Origin of the sequence: Streptomyces sediminimaris (genome assembly GCF_047049295.1) — a bacterium.
In the GTDB taxonomy this organism is placed as follows: Bacteria; Actinomycetota; Actinomycetes; order Streptomycetales; family Streptomycetaceae; genus Streptomyces; species Streptomyces sediminimaris.
In genome coordinates this window covers 4,340,177-4,356,422 of sequence record NZ_JBJWOT010000001.1, presented here as the reverse complement: position 1 = coordinate 4,356,422, position 16,246 = coordinate 4,340,177, and the positions used below count along the sequence as shown (strand labels likewise).

10 protein-coding genes are annotated in these 16,246 nt (G+C 68.4%); 3 read left to right on the top strand and 7 right to left on the bottom strand.

Annotation, left to right across the window (positions count from 1 at the left end):
• Positions 1–64: 64 nt before the first annotated feature.
• Positions 65–2,344: a murein biosynthesis integral membrane protein MurJ gene (gene murJ, locus ACJ9NR_RS20230; protein ID WP_412493980.1), complete on the bottom strand. Its 2,280-nt coding sequence runs from the start codon at positions 2,342–2,344 to the stop codon at positions 65–67.
• Positions 2,345–2,387: 43 nt separating this feature from the next.
• Positions 2,388–4,802, bottom strand: a complete 2,415-nt coding sequence (locus ACJ9NR_RS20225; protein ID WP_412493979.1) for a DUF6049 family protein — start codon at positions 4,800–4,802, stop codon at positions 2,388–2,390.
• A 257-nt stretch (positions 4,803–5,059) separates the two neighbouring features.
• Here ACJ9NR_RS20225 and ACJ9NR_RS20220 point away from each other — a divergent pair, with 257 nt between their 5' ends.
• A complete protein-coding gene (locus ACJ9NR_RS20220; RefSeq protein WP_412493978.1) occupies positions 5,060–6,511 on the top strand; it encodes a CCA tRNA nucleotidyltransferase in 1,452 nt (483 codons plus the stop codon).
• Between the two features lie 92 nt (positions 6,512–6,603).
• Here the strand turns inward: ACJ9NR_RS20220 and ACJ9NR_RS20215 are convergent, their stop codons facing one another.
• From ACJ9NR_RS20215 to ACJ9NR_RS20200, 4 genes are all read right to left on the bottom strand, one after another.
• Entirely contained in the window at positions 6,604–6,906 is a 303-nt protein-coding gene (locus ACJ9NR_RS20215) for an LppU/SCO3897 family protein (RefSeq protein WP_412512732.1), read from the bottom strand.
• Between the two features lie 286 nt (positions 6,907–7,192).
• Positions 7,193–8,455, bottom strand: a complete 1,263-nt coding sequence (locus ACJ9NR_RS20210; protein WP_412493976.1) for an MFS transporter — start codon at positions 8,453–8,455, stop codon at positions 7,193–7,195.
• Positions 8,456–8,550: 95 nt separating this feature from the next.
• The gene (locus tag ACJ9NR_RS20205; RefSeq protein ID WP_412493975.1) at positions 8,551–9,633 is read right to left on the bottom strand and encodes an inositol-3-phosphate synthase; all 1,083 of its coding nucleotides are present in this window, start codon (positions 9,631–9,633) and stop codon (positions 8,551–8,553) included.
• Positions 9,634–9,677: 44 nt separating this feature from the next.
• Positions 9,678–10,361, bottom strand: a complete 684-nt coding sequence (locus ACJ9NR_RS20200; RefSeq protein ID WP_412493974.1) for a PadR family transcriptional regulator — start codon at positions 10,359–10,361, stop codon at positions 9,678–9,680.
• A gap of 353 nt (positions 10,362–10,714) precedes the next feature.
• On the opposite strand from ACJ9NR_RS20200, the gene ACJ9NR_RS20195 reads away from it, so the two are divergent.
• Positions 10,715–13,375: a transglycosylase domain-containing protein gene (locus ACJ9NR_RS20195; protein ID WP_412493973.1), complete on the top strand. Its 2,661-nt coding sequence runs from the start codon at positions 10,715–10,717 to the stop codon at positions 13,373–13,375.
• 160 nt (positions 13,376–13,535) lie between these two features.
• Positions 13,536–15,044, top strand: coding sequence for a glycosyltransferase family 87 protein (locus tag ACJ9NR_RS20190; RefSeq protein WP_412493972.1), 1,509 nt, complete (start codon positions 13,536–13,538; stop codon positions 15,042–15,044).
• Positions 15,045–15,174: 130 nt separating this feature from the next.
• Here the strand turns inward: ACJ9NR_RS20190 and ACJ9NR_RS20185 are convergent, their stop codons facing one another.
• The gene (locus tag ACJ9NR_RS20185; protein WP_412493971.1) at positions 15,175–16,206 is read right to left on the bottom strand and encodes an alanine racemase; all 1,032 of its coding nucleotides are present in this window, start codon (positions 16,204–16,206) and stop codon (positions 15,175–15,177) included.
• Between the last annotated feature and the right edge of the window lie 40 nt (positions 16,207–16,246).

Below are 16,246 nucleotides of genomic sequence, written 5' to 3'. Positions count from 1 at the left end.
GCCCACAGTCCGCCGCTATGCACGACACACGGTGGCGGACGATGGTTGTGCGCGTACCCCTGCCTCAGCGCCCCAGGCGTCCGCGCACCATGCCGACCAGTGAGTTCAACTCCTCGATGCGCATCTTGCGGGCGGCGACGAAGAAGATCCCGAGCAGGACCGCCCCACCGGCCAGCAACGCGGCGAAGGATCCGACGACGCCCTGGCCGAGCGTGTGGCCGATCTCGTAGCAGGCCGCGCCGCTGAGCAGCGCCGCCGGCACCGAGGCGATACCGAGCCGTGCGTAGGTCCGCAGGACGCGGGCGCTGTCCAGGTCGCCGCCCAGCCGCTTGCGCAGCCGGTTCCAGGCGACGCCGACGCCGATGGCGTAGGCGAGGCCGTAGGAGGCGGCCATGCCGGCCACGGCCCAGCGCGGCGGCAGCGCCACGTAGCAGAGCACCGAGGCGCCCGCGTTGACGCCGGCCACGATGACCGTGTTGTAGAAGGGCGTCCGGGTGTCCTCGTAGGCGTAGAAGGCGCGCAGGACGACGTACTGCACGGAGTAGGGGATCAGGCCGAGGGCGAAGGCCATCAGCATGTACCCCATGTTGGTGGCCTCGCTGGTGCCCGAGGAGCCGAAGATCAGCGTGCACATCGGGATGCCGAGGGCGAGGAAGCCGAAGGCGACCGGCACGATGGCGACGGCCGTCGTGCGCAGGCCCTGCGAGATGTCGTCGCGTACGGCGCCGCCGTCGTTCTCGGCCGCGGAGCGCGAGATGCGCGGCAGCAGCGCCGCCATCAGGGAGACCGTGATGATGGCCTGCGGCAGCCCCCAGATCAGCTGGGCGTTGGCGTAGGCGGCGAAGCCGGTGCCGTCGACGGGCGACTTCTTGCCCGCCGAGGTGGACAGCTGCGTCACGACGATGGCGCCGGCCTGGTTGGCGAGGACGAACAGGACGGTCCACTTGGCGAGCGTGACGGCCTTGCCCAGGCCGTGGCCCTTCCAGTCGAACCGCAGCCGTAGCCGGAACCCGGTCTCGCGCAGGTAGGGGATCATCGCCAGCGCCTGGACGACCAGGCCGAGCAGCACCCCGATGCCGAGGAGCCGCTGGCCCTCCGGCGGGATGCTGGTGACCTTCATGCCGGAGTCGGCGGCGGTGCCGTACACCCAGATGAACATGCCGAGCGTCACGATGATGACGATGTTGTTCAGGACGGGCGTCCACATCATCGCGCCGAAGTTCCCGCGGGCGTTGAGGACCTGTCCCATCACCACGTGGACGCCCATGAAGAAGATCGAGGGCAGGAAGTAGCGGGCGAAGGTGACGCTCACCGCGTTGGCCGCCGGATCGCTGGCGACCGGTTCGGACAGCAGGCGGACCAGGAGTGGGGCGCCGAGGACCGCCAGCACCGTGAGGGCGCCCAGCGCCACCATGACCAGGGTCAGCAGCCGGTTGGCATAGGCCTCGCCGCCGTCCTCGTCCTCCTTCATCGCCCGCACCAGCTGCGGTACGAAGACGGAGTTGAGGCCGCCGCCGACGGTGAGGATGTAGATCATCGTCGGCAGCTGGTAGGCGACCTGGAAGGTGTCACCGAGCACGCCGACGCCGAGTGCCGAGACGATCAGCGCGGAGCGGATGAAGCCGGTGAGGCGGGAGACCATCGTGCCCGCCGCCATCACAGTGCTCGACTTGAGCAGGCCTCCCCCCTTTCCGCCCTTCTGCGCGGGGGCGGGAGCGGGCGCCTGCGCCGGTGCCGTGGCGGGCATGGCACCGAGGTTCAGGGTCTGGTCGGCAGCGGCGCCGGGTGCGCCCGGCGCGGGGTACTGCGGTGCGCGTGAGGGTCCGCCCGGGGCGGCCGCGGGACCGGGCACGGACGGAGAGCCCGCAGGCGGGTAGCCGCCCTGCTGCTGGTCCCGGAAGAGGTGGGCGAAGGCGTCCGGCTCGTGGCGTTCCTCGCCGGCCTGGGTGACCAGGTCGTCGACGCCCACGAACTGGGTCCTGCGGGGATCGTCGCCGTACGGCAGGTACTGGGTGGGACCGTCCGGCTCCGGCGCGGGCGGCTGGGCCCACACGCGCGGGTCCGGTGCGTACGGGGACTGCTGAGGCTGGGCGTACAGGGGCTGCTGCGGCTGGTAGGTGCCGGGAGGTGGCGGAGGGTGCGCGGCGCGGTCGTAGAGCGCCTCGTCGACCGGGTCCTGTGCGGAGAGGTCCTGCGCCCGGTAGGGGTCCTGGTCGTAGGCGTCCTGGAGGTACATGTCGGCGGGAGGCTGCTGCTGCGCCTGGCCGTGCTCGGGCGGCGGGCCCTCGGGGGGACCCGAGCTGCCCGCGGACCGTCCGCGGTCACCGTCGTACGGCGCGTTCATGGTTACCCCACCTCATCGTCCCGGGCCCACCGGCCACGCATCCTCAACGGTCCACTCTCTCACCCGTGCCGGACGGGTCGGCGCTTTCGGATGCGGTGTCCGCCGTCGGGTCACTCGGCTGCTCAGAGTCGTCTGCCCGGGCGTCGGTGCCGGACTCCTCACTGAGACGGTCCATGGGGTCCTCGGGGTTCTCGGGACCGTCGTGCCCGGGGTTCTCGGGATCGTCGGTGGCCTGGTCCGCCCCGTCGGGGCCGTCCTCCTCGGCTTCACGGGCGGCCGCCCGCTTGCGCTGCGTGTACATGCGGAAGCCGGCGAGGACGAGCAGGAGGAAGCCGCCGCCGATGACCAGCATCACGGTGGCCGTGAACTCGGTGACCTTGACGTCGAAGGTGACGGGCCGGCCGTATGCCTGGCCGTCCTGCGTGTAGAGCTGGGCGATCACCGTCGCCTGGCCGTTGGCCTTGGCCGAGGTCGTGAACTTCACCGTCTGGCTGTGCCCGCCGGAGACCGCCACCGGCTGCTCGTCGTAGGGGTGGCCGCCGATCTGCAGGCGGGTGGGGCTCGTCGAGGTGAGGCGCAGCACCAGATGGTCGACGCCCTGCACCAGGTTGTTCTGGACGGTCACGGGAATCGTCGCGCTGTGCCCGGACAGCTTGGTGTCGGACTTGTCGATCAGCTTGACCTGGTCCGCCAGTACGTTGAGGTGGTCCTCAACGTCGCTGCGGAAACTCTGCGCGGCGTCCGCGTGGCCGCGCCACGAAGTGGACATCCCACGGTTCATCGCCCGTCCGAAGGGGGTCACCACCCGGGACTCGTCGGTGAGGACCACCGTGAAGTTGTCCAGCCTGTCCTGGGTGGCCGCGATCGCCTCGAAGGCCGAGCGCGGCAGTTCCTGCTTGCGCAGCGCGGAGGGGTAGTCGCCGGTCGACGGCACCTTCGTCGTGGCACCCGGGTCCGGTTTGGCCTTGGCGGCGGCCGTGAGCTGCTGGGTGTCGGACCAGGTACCTCCCTCGAGGGCGGCGATCGCGGCGGCCATCGCCTGGGCCTGGGCCGTCGTCGGCATGCGCTGCGGAGCGACGACGACGCTGCGCTGCTTGTTCGACTGGAGGTTGAGCGCGAGGCTCGTGGAGAGGAACCGCTGGACGGCGAGCGTCTCGGCGGACGCCTTCGTCAGGTCGCCCTCGAACGCCGTCGACAGGCGGGCGTTCGCCACCACCGCGGTGGTTCCTCCGCCGATCGGGCGGGCGGCGGAGGGCGTGTAGGGCAGGCCGCCGGTCTCCTGGAGGCTGTCGCTGCGCGCGATCACCTGATCGGCGCCCGCGGAGGTGGCGACCCTGACGATGGACGGGTCGATGGCGCCGTCCACGGGCCAGGCGAAGTCGGTCACCGGCTTCACGTGGAGGATCGGCTCCACCGTGTTGTCGATGACGTCGGTGGCCTCCTTGAGGTGGCTCAGCGAACCGGTGACGCTCGTGCCGTTGTGCGCGAGGGAGGCCAGGTCCGGGTCGGCGAACGGCAGCGCGACGACCTCCTTGTCCGCCACGGCCGCCTGCAGCTCGGCGAGCCAGTGCTTGGCGACGGCCTGGTGCGTGCCCGCCGTGGTGGTGCCGTCGCCGGTGCGGACGCGGTAGCTGCTGGTCATCGCGTCCACGGAGGCCAGCAGGTCCGGGTCGACCACCCAGGTCACGTCGAGGTCCTTGCCCAGGGACAGCATCTCGTCGAGGCGGCCGCCCGGAGAGATCTCCTTGGCGAGGTCGTCATTGAGGAAGACGGGCGTCTGCTGCTCGTTCCCACCCGTCTCCGCGGTCATGTGGACCGTGGAGATGAGCGGCCACAGGAACGTCGTCCGCGTCTTCGTGTCGGCCTCGTCGGGCTTCCACGGCAGGAAGGTCCGCTGGATGCCGAGGAGCTGCTCCCACGGTTCCGCGGACGTCTGGCCGGACAGCGACACGGCGAGTTGGTAGATCCCGTCGCTTCCCAGGTCAAGCTTGTTCACCGGCACGGCGATGCTGAAGTGCTCGGTGACCCCGGGAATGAGTCTGGAGAACTTCTCGACGTACTTCCCGCCGACCTCGGTGCCGGTCGCGCCCCGGAGGCTGTCGACGCCGTTGGCGGCGTCGTCGATGGCCGAGCGCGTGGCCAGCTTGGGGCCCAGACGCAGGCCGACGTGGGCACCGGTGACCGCCTGCTTGCCGTTGTTGGTCACCGTCCCGGACACGGTCAGCGTGTCGCCGTCCGTGGGCAGGTCGGGGGTGAGGGCGTCGACGGCGACGGCGACCGAGCCGGAGTTGGAGGCCTCCTTCACCGACGTCTGTCCGGCCGCGTCCGCGGAAGCCGCGGAGGGCAACTGCAGGAGACCGGCCAGCACAGGCGCCGCCGCGAGCACCGTTCCGGTGCGCCGCAGCCAGCGGCGGGCAGGTGAGGGAGTCGTCCCCTGGAAGTCTGCCGCCTCGGCCACGCGCTCGCCCGTCCCTCGTCGTCGTCAGTGGTCGTCGGAATGTGCGTCCACGCATGGTAACGATGCGGGCTGAGGGGAAGTGCCGCGGACCGCTCCACAAGATCGGGGAACGAGGGCGGGTTGTGCCTTATATGGCCGTATGTAGCGGGGTGACACTGTTCAGGCCCGGGGTAGCGCTTGTGCGTGTGTGCGGAGAGATGTCCTCACTGCTCAATGGGGGCGCTTGCGCCAGCCCGGGCCACGTACCCTCTTCTGTTGTGCCGAACGCCAACGAAGCCCACCTCAGCGTCCCGAATCAGGAGTCGCACCGCGTGCCGAGTGAATCACTGCGGGTTGCCCCTGTCGCCGACGACCTCGCCAGCCGTTTCCAGGAAGCGGGATTTTCACTTGCGCTCGTCGGCGGTTCGGTCCGGGACGCGCTGCTCGGCCGGCTCGGCAACGACCTCGACTTCACGACCGACGCCCGCCCCGAGGACGTCCTCAAGATCGTCCGGCCATGGGCGGACGCCCTGTGGGAGGTCGGCATCGCCTTCGGCACGGTCGGTGCGCAGAAGGACGGCTACCAGATCGAGGTGACGACCTACCGGTCGGAGGCCTACGACCGGACCTCACGCAAACCTGAGGTGTCCTACGGCGACTCCATCGAGGAAGACCTCGTCCGGCGCGACTTCACCGTCAACGCGATGGCGCTCGCGCTCCCGGAGAAGAAGTTCATCGACCCCCACGACGGACAGGCCGACCTCGCGGCGCGGGTGCTGCGCACCCCCGGCACTCCCGAGGCGTCCTTCTCCGACGATCCGCTGCGGATGATGCGCGCGGCACGCTTCGCCGCGCAGCTCGACTTCGAGGTGGCTCCCGAGGTCGTGGCGGCGATGAAGGAGATGGCCGGGCGGATCGAGATCGTCTCGGCGGAACGGGTGCGGGAGGAACTGAACAAGCTGATTCTCTCCGCTCACCCGCGCAAGGGGCTGACGCTGCTGGTCGACACCGGTCTGGCCGATCACGTCCTGCCCGAGCTGCCGGCACTGCGTCTGGAGAGCGATGAACACCACCGTCACAAGGACGTCTACGAGCACACGCTGATCGTCCTGGAGCAGGCGATCGGACTGGAGGAGAACGGCCCCGATCTGACCCTGCGGCTCGCGGCACTGCTGCACGACATCGGCAAGCCGCGTACGCGCCGGTTCGAGAAGGACGGCCGGGTCTCGTTCCACCACCACGAGGTGGTCGGGGCGAAGATGACGAAGAAGCGCATGACAGCGCTCAAGTACTCCAACGAGCTCGTGAAGGACGTCTCACGCCTGGTCGAACTCCACCTGCGCTTCCACGGCTACGGCACCGGTGAGTGGACGGACTCGGCGGTCCGCCGCTACGTCCGTGACGCGGGCCCCCTCCTCGACCGCCTCCACAAGCTGACCCGCTCGGATTGCACGACCCGGAACAAGCGCAAGGCTGCGGCCCTTTCCCGAGCGTACGACGGCCTGGAGGAGCGCATCGCCCAGCTCCAGGAGCAGGAGGAACTGGACGCCATTCGCCCGGACCTTGACGGCAACCAGATCATGGAGATCCTCGGTGTCGGTCCCGGCCCGCTCATCGGCCGCGCCTACAAACAGATGCTGGAACTGCGGCTGGAGAACGGGCCGATGGAACACGATGCGGCGGTGGCGGCACTCAAGGAGTGGTGGGCCGAGCAGAGCCGAGAGGTCTGAAGCGGGGTGGTGTTTCACGTGAAACATGACCCCCTGAGGGACTGAGGGGTGGTGTTTCACGTGAAACACCACCCCTCAACTCGGCCGTTGCCCTACTTGACCGTCTTCAGACAGAGGACCACGTCGTGGTTGTCGCCCGTCTGGTAGTAGGCGATGTCCGCATCCGCGACCGTCTTGCACTTGCTGTCGTCGCTGGTGTCGTCGAACTTCTCGACGACCTTGTACTGGGCGTCACTCGAGGAACAGTCAACCGTCTTGAGCTTCGGGTCGGCCTGAGAGCCCGAGTTGTGCATGCAGCTGCCCTTGGAAGTGGTCTCGGCGTCGGTCTTGCCGAGCTGCCACTTGACCACGCCGATGATTATCGCGAGCACGATGATTCCGACGATGCGGAGCACCTTCTTGTTGAAACGTCGGGCTGGCGGGGCCGGAGGTGCCGGCGTGAAGGGCGCGCCACCCTGAGGCGGGTACGGGGCCGGGGCCTGGGGCTGGCCATACGCCTGCTGGTCCTGCGCGAACGGGTTCTTGCCCTGGGGCGGCGGAGTCGTCACTTGGGGATTCCCCTAGAAGAGCTGGAAGAGTTGGTGAGCGGCGCACATAAGAGGCGCGTAAGACGCACGTAAGGTACCGGGGCTGACCGACACTTCTGTGGCTGAGGGGAACTCTGTGGCTTTGATGTGACACTTACCGGTGTTCAAAGCGGGCCATAGCCGCAGCAACTGTCCCGTAGACGAGAGCGACTGTGACCACCAGTGGCACAGAACGGCCGTCCGGCGGCAGCATCAACGCGGCCGCCGCGGCGGCGCCGACGAAGGCGACGTTGAACAGCACGTCGTAGACGGAGAAGATCCGGCCGCGGAAGCCGTCGTCCACGGAGGACTGGACGATCGTGTCCGTGGCGATCTTCGCGCCCTGGGTCGTCAGCCCCAGGACGAATGCCGCGACGAGCATGGGGCCGACGTCGAACGGAAGACCGAGGGCCGGCTCCAGGACCGAGGCCGCGGCGGCGCACCCGGCGATCCAGCGGCCCGGGCCGAGCCGCCGCGCGGCCCAGGGTGTCACCACGGCCGCCGCGAAGAAGCCCGCCGCGGACGTCCCCAGCGCGAGTCCCAGCAACCGCAGCCCGTCGTCCGTGTCCGAGGTGAAGGAGTACCGGCAGAGCATCAGCAGCATGACCAGCAGGGCGCCGTAACAGAACCGCATCAGGGTCATCGTGAGGAGCGACCAGACGGCCTCCCGGCGGGGTGGCGCGGCGAGGTGCCGTACCGCTGCCGCCAGGTCCCGGGCCGTGCCGGTGAGGGCTGCCGCCAGGTGCGGCCGCACCAGCTCCTGGTCCGGGCCCAGCTGTTCCGGCTTCAGCCGCAGGGACGCCAGCGCCGCACACAGGTACAGGACGGCGCCGAGCAGCACCACGACCGCGTCGGAGTCGGCCACCACCAGCCGCACGGCGAAGGCGAGGCCGCCGCCCGCGGTGGCGGCGAGCGTACCGGCGGTCGGAGACAGGGAGTTGGCCATCACCAGGCGTTCGGTGTCCACGACACGCGGCAGCGCTGCGGACAGCCCCGCGAGGACGAAGCGGTTGACGGCGGTCACACACAGCGCGGAGACGTAGAAGAGCCAGTCCGGGACGTGGCCGAGGATCAGGAGGGCCGTCGCCGACGCCATCACCGCGCGCAGCAGGTTGCCGTGGAGAAAGACCTGGCGGCGGCGCCAGCGGTCGAGGAGGACGCCGGCGAAGGGGCCCACGAGGGAGTACGGGAGCAGCAGGACCGCCATCGCGGAGGCGATCGCGGTGGCCGAGGTCTGTTTCTCCGGTGAGAAGACGACGTAGGCGGCGAGTGCGACCTGGTACACGCCGTCGGCACCCTGGGAGAGCAGGCGGACGGCGAGCAGGCGCCGGAAGTTCGCGAAGCGCAGGAGGACGCGCAGGTCACGGACGACGGCCATGAGGCACAGCTTCACATACGGGGAGGTCCCCGGGTCGGGTGACCCGGGGACCCTCAGCGCCCTGGCAGGAGCGTTTTGAGCGAGTGGAGCGCGTTTTAGCGCTCGACCTCTCCCTTGATGAACTTCTCGACGTTCTCGCGGGCCTCGTCGTCGAAGTACTGGACCGGCGGGGACTTCATGAAGTACGAGGATGCCGACAGGATCGGACCGGCGATGCCGCGGTCCTTGGCGATCTTCGCGGCGCGCAGGGCGTCGATGATGACACCGGCGGAGTTCGGGGAGTCCCAGACCTCGAGCTTGTACTCGAGGTTCAGCGGGACGTCGCCGAAGGCGCGGCCCTCGAGACGGACGTACGCCCACTTGCGGTCGTCGAGCCAGGCGACCCAGTCGGACGGGCCGATGTGGACGTTGCCCTCGCCGAGCTCGCGGTCGCGGATCTGAGAGGTGACGGCCTGCGTCTTGGAGATCTTCTTGGACTCCAGGCGCTCACGCTCGAGCATGTTCTTGAAGTCCATGTTGCCGCCGACGTTCAGCTGCATCGTGCGGTCCAGGACGACACCCCGGTCCTCGAACAGCTTCGCCATGACACGGTGCGTGATGGTGGCACCGACCTGCGACTTGATGTCGTCACCGACGATCGGGACGCCCGCCTCGGTGAACTTGTCCGCCCACTCCTTGGTGCCGGCGATGAAGACCGGAAGGGCGTTGACGAAGGCGACCTTGGCGTCGATGGCGCACTGGGCGTAGAACTTCGCCGCGTCCTCGGAACCCACCGGCAGGTAGCAGACGAGAACGTCGACCTGCCTGTCCTTGAGCACCTGGACGACGTCGACCGGCTCGGCGTCGGACTCCTCGATGGTCTGGCGGTAGTACTTGCCCAGACCGTCGAGGGTGTGGCCGCGCTGCACCGTGACACCGGTGGAAGGCACGTCGCAGATCTTGATGGTGTTGTTCTCGGAAGCGCCGATCGCGTCCGCCAGGTCGAGACCGACCTTCTTCGCGTCGACATCGAACGCGGCGACGAACTCCACGTCACGCACGTGGTAGTCACCGAACTGCACATGCATCAGGCCGGGGACCTTCGACGCCGGGTCGGCGTCCTTGTAGTACTCGACTCCCTGCACCAGCGACGCGGCGCAGTTGCCCACGCCGACGACGGCTACGCGAACCGAACCCATTCCGGCTGCTCCCTGTGTGTACGAGTGAGGCCCTGACGGGGCGCTCACGTGGCGGTGTCGCCGGGCGTATCCGTCCCGGGGGCATCCCCGGGACGGGGCAGGACGCCCGTCGATCCAGTGGTGTTCTCCTGTTGAGCGGACCCCCCGGAGCCGGGACCTTTCAGATCCCGTCCGGCCCGCTCGCTCTCGATGAGCTCGTTCAGCCAGCGCACTTCGCGCTCCACGGACTCCATCCCGTGGCGCTGGAGCTCAAGCGTGTAGTCGTCGAGGCGCTCCCGGGTGCGTGCCAGGGAGGCGCGCATCTTCTCCAGACGCTCCTCCAGCCGGCTGCGACGGCCCTCGAGCACACGCATGCGCACATCGCGCGACGTCTGCCCGAAGAAGGCGAAACGGGCGGCGAAGTGCTCGTCCTCGTACGCGTCCGGACCTGTCTGCGAGAGCAGTTCCTCGAAGTGTTCCTTACCTTCCGCCGTCAACCGGTAGACGATCTTGGCGCGACGTCCTGCGAGTGGTGCGGCGAGGGCGTCCTCAGGCGCGTGCCCCGGCTCCTCGATCAACCAGCCGTTGGCGACCAGCGTCTTGAGGCAGGGGTAGAGCGTCCCGTAACTGAAGGCACGGAACACGCCCAGTGACGTGTTGAGCCGCTTGCGCAGCTCGTAGCCGTGCATCGGGGACTCGCGGAGCAGGCCGAGTACGGCGAACTCGAGGATCCCGGACCTCCGGCTCATCCCCTCGCCTCCTCGCCCTTATCTCGCTCCGATGTATCGACTCGATACATCAAGACGATAGAACGGCCATCCGGATGCGACAAGTGGGGAGACGGTGAACGGGATCACACCACTTATTCATCCGAGGCAAGTTGCCTGGTTTGGGGTGAACTTCGGGGCTCGGTGGGCTTTGACGGTGCGTAGTCTGTGCGCCATGCACATCAGCGGGAACCGAGTGACGCAAGGGGGCGTCCTCGTCCCAGGTGCCGTACGGATGAATGAGCGATCGACCCCATCCGTACTTCGGGGGGACCGGAAACCAGCCGCCGTTTCCAGGCGCGCAAGGGTGCGCCTGCCCGAGGAGTAGTCGTTCGATGAGCGAGCACCGTCGCAAACCGCCGCAGCCGCAGGGAGGCGGACGTGCCGCGGCCCGACGCGGACAGTCCGGCTCGTCCTCCGGCCGCCGCGCGGCACCGCGAGGCGCCACCGGATCTCCCTCCGACGCATACGGGTCGGGAGACGGGGAGCGGCCCTTCGGCGGCCGCGCCGAGGCCCGCCGCGCGGCCCAGAGAAGTGGAGGCGGCCGCCGCAGAGCGGCTGAGCCGGGCCGCGGAGGCCGGCGCGGCGCGCCGGGTGGTCCGACCGGGCCCGGCAGGGGAGGCTCCGCCGCCCCCGCCAAGAAGCGCTTCATCGACTACCCGCGTGCCGGCAAGTACGGCGCGGCACGCTGGGTGCCGTCGTGGAAGCTGGTGACCGGCATGTTCATCGGCTTCATCGGCAGTCTCGTGGCGGTGGCGGGCATCGGGTACGCCATGGTGAGCGTTCCCAACGTGGCACTGGCGGCCAAGGCCCAGAACAACGTCTACTACTGGAGCGACGGCAGCCAGATGGTCGCCACGGGTGGCGAGACCAACCGGCAGATCGTCAACCTCTCGCAGATCCCCAAGGACATGCAGTACGCGGTCGTCTCCCAGGAGAACAAGTCCTTCTACACCGACAGCGGCATCGACCCGAAGGGCATCGCCCGCGCCGTCTTCAACATGGCCAGGGGCGGCGAGACGCAGGGTGGTTCCACCATCACCCAGCAGTACGTGAAGAACGCCCGGCTCGACGACCAGTCGCAGACGCTCACCCGTAAGTTCAAGGAGATCTTCATCTCCATCAAGGTGGGCGCCACGGTCCCCAAGGACCAGATCATGGCGGGGTACCTGAACTCCGCCTACTACGGACGCAACGCCTACGGCATCCAGGCGGCGGCACGGGCGTACTTCAACAAGGACGCCGTCAAGCTGAACCCGGGTGAGTGCGCCTTCCTGGCGGCGATGCTCAAGGGCGCCACGTACTACGACCCCGCCGGCGCCACGTCCATCGATCCGGCCGCCACTCCCGAGGCCAACCAGAAGCGTGCCCTGGGCCAGATGCAGGACACCCTCGACAAGATGGTGAAGTACGGCCACCTGAGTCAGACGGAGCGGGCCAAGTACACCAACCTCCCCGCCGTGAAGAACCCGCGGTCGAACACGGCGCTCAGCGGCCAGACGGGCTACCTCGTCGACCTGGCGAAGGCGTACCTGATCAACAACACCAAGATCACCGCTGACGACCTGCAGCGGGGTGGTTACTCGATCTACACGACCTTCGACAAGAAGAAGGTCAAGGAACTCGAGGCGTCGGTCAAGAACGTCCAGAAGGGCAACATCAAGCCCAAGGAACGCCCCAAGACGGACACCCACGTCCAGTTCGGCGCAGCTTCGGTGGACCCGGCGAGCGGCGCCATCAAGGCCATCTACGGCGGTGAGGACGCGACCAAGCACTTCACGGACAACGCCGATGCGACCGGTGCCCAGGTGGGTTCGACGTTCAAGCCGTTCGTGCTCGCGGCGGCCATGAAGTGGGGTGTGCGCGACCCCGACCTCGGCTCGGAGCAGGCGCAGGACGAGCGCACCCAGGTCTCGCCCAAGAGCCTCTACAGCGGCAAGAACAAGCTCAAGATCAAGGAGTACAACGGGGACGTCTGGAAGGACGACAAGGGCAAAGAGTGGCTGCAGGCGAACGACGGCAACGAGTCGGTGGGCAGTCCGCCGGACTACAAGATCGACCTTCGTGAGGCGATGCAGTTCTCGGTGAACTCCGCGTACGTCCAGCTGGGCATGGACGTGGGCCTGGACAAGGTCGAGGAGTCCGCAGTCGACGCGGGCATCCTGAAGAGCAGCCTGACCGGTACAAATTTCCCGTCGTTCTCCATCGGTATCTCCGACCCGAGCGCGATTCGCATGGCGAGCGCGTACGGCACGTTCGCCTCCAGTGGCGAGCAGCGTGAGCCCTTCTCCGTCACGAAGGTCACCAGCAAGGACGGCACGGTCTTCACCCATGAGGACAAGCCCAGGCAGGCTTTCACCTCGCAGGTGGCCGACAACGTCACCGACGTGCTGAAGACGGTGGTCGACAAGGGCACGGGTACCAACGCCAAGCTGCCCGGCCGCGAGGTGGCCGGCAAGACCGGTACCACCGACGGCAACAAGTCCGCCTGGTTCGTGGGCTACACCCCGCAGCTGTCCACGGCCGTCACGATGTTCCGCCTGGACGACAACGAGAAGAACAAGAAGCGCGAGTTCCTGGAGATGTACGGGACGGGCGGCCAGAAGAAGATCCACGGTGCCTCGTTCCCGTCGGAGATCTGGCACGACTACATGGCGGACGCGCTGAAGAACGAACCGGCGAAGGACTTCCCGAAGCCGGCGCCCATCGGCGAGGTCGTCAACGACGTGCCGTCCCCGACTCCCACTCCGACCGTGACCGACACCCCGGAAGCCAGCCCGACCCCGACACCGACGCCCAGCGAGACGCTCACGAGTCCGCCGCCGTCGCCGACGGAGTCCTGCAGGTTCAGCTGGCAGTGCACGAACACCGGTGGCACGACCACGGGCGGCACGGACGGAGGCGTCACCTCCACACCGACGGCAACGGACACGAGCGGGAACGGCAACACGAGAGGCAACGGCAACGGGGGCCTCTTCGGAGGCTCGACCGGCTAGCGTGGAAAAGCCCGGCACGGGCGTTTCACGTGAAACATGGCCATGTTTCACGTGAAACGAGGGCCGTCACACTCCTGAGCGGGTGCGGCGGCCCTCGGCGTATACCTCGTATACCTAGAGCCTCGGCGTATCCCCAGACACGTACGGCAGGATGTGGCGCATGCCCAGCGCAGAATCGACACAAGCGAGCGTGCACGGACCGGACCCGGTGCGGCCGACCAGGGAGGACGAGGTCGCCGCCACCGGCAGCGAGGTGATCGGTGGCCCCCTCGGGCGGCTTGCCCTCGTCGGGACGTCCTGGTGGACTCCCGTCCGGGTCGTCGCGCTCGTGGCGATCGGCATGTTCGCCCTCGGACTGGTCCAGAAGGCGCCGTGCTACAACGGCGCCTGGTTCTTCGGCGCGAGCTCGCAGTACACGAAGGCGTGCTACTCCGACATCCCGCACCTGTATCAGGGGCGCGGTTTCGCAGACGGTCTGGTGCCGTACTTCGACAAGCTCTCCGGCGACATGCCGTACCTCGAATATCCGGTGCTGACCGGTGTGTTCATGGAGGTGGCCGCCTGGCTCACGCCGGGCAGCGGCAGCATCCAGGACCAGGAGCAGTGGTACTGGATGGTCAACGCCGGACTGCTGATGGTCTGTGCGGCCGTCATCGCGGTCTGCGTGGCCCGGACCCACGCCCGGCGTCCCTGGGACGGTCTCCTGGTCGCTCTCGCACCCGCCTTCGCACTGACCGCCACCATCAACTGGGACCTCCTGGCGGTCGCTCTGACGGCCGCGGCGATGCTGATGTGGTCCCGGGGGCGTTCCCTGGCCTTCGGCGTCCTCCTGGGGCTCGCCACGGCCGCGAAGCTGTATCCCGTCCTGCTGCTCGGCCCGCTGCTCGTGTTGTGCTGGCGGGCCGGCAAGTGGCGGGACTTCGGCAGAGCGCTGGCAGGAGCAGCCGTCGCCTGGCTGGCCGTGAACCTGCCCGTCATGCTCTTCGCCTGGAACGGCTGGTCGCAGTTCTACCGGTTCAGCCACGACCGTGGCGTGGACTTCGGGTCCTTCTGGCTCATCCTGGCCCAGGATTCCGCCGACCCGCTGACCACCGACACCGTCAACAACCTGGCCATCGCCCTGATGGTGCTGTGCTGCGTAGGCATCGCGGTGCTGACGGTGACCGCTCCGCGCCGTCCCCGCTTCGCGCAGCTCGCCTTCTTGATCATCGCGGCGTTCATCCTCACCAACAAGGTCTACTCGCCCCAGTACGTGCTGTGGCTGGTTCCGCTCGCCGCGCTGGCCCGGCCGAAGTGGCGGGACTTCCTGATCTGGCAGGCGTGCGAGGTCGCGTACTTCCTGGGCATCTGGCTGTACCTCGCGTACACGACCAGCGGCGACGCCCACAAGGGGCTGCCCCAGGACGGCTACCACTGGGCCATCGGGGTCCACCTGCTGGGGACGCTGTATCTGTGCGCCGTCGTCGTGCGCGACATCCTCATGCCGGAACGGGACCCGGTGCGCCGGGCCGGCGACGACGACCCCTCAGGGGGTGTGCTGGACGGCGCGGAGGACGTCTTCGTGCTGGGCTCGGCCGCCCACCCGCCACGACACGCCGCCCACCTCGAAGGGCCGCAGGTGGAGTGGGGCGCCGACGGAAGGCCGTCCTCCTCCGAAGGTTCACTCTGAGCGAACAATTCGAGAGGACGGACGACGCCTCAGGAGTCTCTCCGGCGATCACAGCGTAAGGCCGTACACGGGAAAGAAAGGCCGTACACGGGAAAGTCCGTGTACGGCCTTTCGGTTGCCGGTGCCCTGGTCAGCGGTCCATGAGGCGGTCGAACTGCGTGGTGGTGTGCCGCAGGTGGGCCACCAACTCGTCGCCGACCTTCGGTTCGGGCGCGTCCGACGGCACGAACAGGATGGAGACCTGCATGTGCGGCGGCTCCGCGAACCAGCGCTGCTTGCCGCCCCAGACGAACGGAGAAAGGTTCCGGTTCACCGTGGCGAGGCCGGCCCGTGCGACACCCTTGGCACGCGGCATGACGCCGTGCAGCGCCTTCGGGGCCTCCAGCCCCACCCCGTGCGACGTACCGCCCGCCACGACCACCAGGAAGCCGTCGGAGGCCGCCTTCTGCTGGCGGTACCCGAAGCGGTCGCCCTTGGCGACGCGTGTGACGTCCAGGACCGCCCCGCGGTACTCGGTGGCGTCGTGGTCCCCCAGCCACAGCCGCGTGCCGATACGGGCACGGAAGCGGGTCTGCGGGAACTGCTGCTGCAGCCGGTGGAGCTCCTCGGCCTTCAGGTGGCTGACGAACATCGTGTGCAGTGGAAGACGGGCCGCACGCAGATGGTCCATCCAGCCGATGACCTCCTCGACGGCGTCCGAGCCGTCGGTGCGGTCCAGCGGGAGGTGGATGGCGAAGCCTTCGAGACGGACGTTCTCTATGGCGGCGTGCAACTGGGGCAGTTCCTGGGCGGTGATGCCGTGCCGCTTCATCGAGGACATCACCTCGATGACCACGCGGGCCCCCACGAGGCCGTACACGCCGTCCACCGAGGACACGGAACGGATGACGCGGTCGGGCAGCGGTACGGGCTCCTCGCCGCGCCGGTAGGGCGTCAGCACCAGCAGATCCCCGCTGAAGAAGTCCTTGATGCGTGCGGCCTCGTACGTCGTGCCGACGGCGAGGATGTCCGAGCCCAGCCGCGTGGCCTCCTCAGCCAGCCGCTCGTGCCCGAAGCCGTAGCCGTTGCCCTTGCAGACCGGGACGAGCCCCGGGAACTGCTCCTGCACGTGCTTGTGGTGCGCCCGCCAGCGCGCGGTGTCGACGTAGAGCGTGAGCGCCATGGCCGGACCTGGAACCTTTCTGGTGGCTGCGGTGTATCAG

Bases quoted from the DNA above. Each gene is read 5' to 3' on its own strand.
- ACJ9NR_RS20185 (WP_412493971.1), bottom strand. From the start codon at position 16,206: ATGGCGCTCACGCTCTACGTCGACACCGCGCGCTGGCGGGCGCACCAC.
- ACJ9NR_RS20200 (WP_412493974.1), bottom strand. From the start codon at position 10,361: ATGAGCCGGAGGTCCGGGATCCTCGAGTTCGCCGTACTCGGCCTGCTC.
- ACJ9NR_RS20190 (WP_412493972.1), top strand. From the start codon at position 13,536: ATGCCCAGCGCAGAATCGACACAAGCGAGCGTGCACGGACCGGACCCG.
- ACJ9NR_RS20205 (WP_412493975.1), bottom strand. From the start codon at position 9,633: ATGGGTTCGGTTCGCGTAGCCGTCGTCGGCGTGGGCAACTGCGCCGCG.
- ACJ9NR_RS20195 (WP_412493973.1), top strand. From the start codon at position 10,715: ATGAGCGAGCACCGTCGCAAACCGCCGCAGCCGCAGGGAGGCGGACGT.
- murJ (WP_412493980.1), bottom strand. From the start codon at position 2,344: ATGAACGCGCCGTACGACGGTGACCGCGGACGGTCCGCGGGCAGCTCG.
- ACJ9NR_RS20210 (WP_412493976.1), bottom strand. From the start codon at position 8,455: ATGGCCGTCGTCCGTGACCTGCGCGTCCTCCTGCGCTTCGCGAACTTC.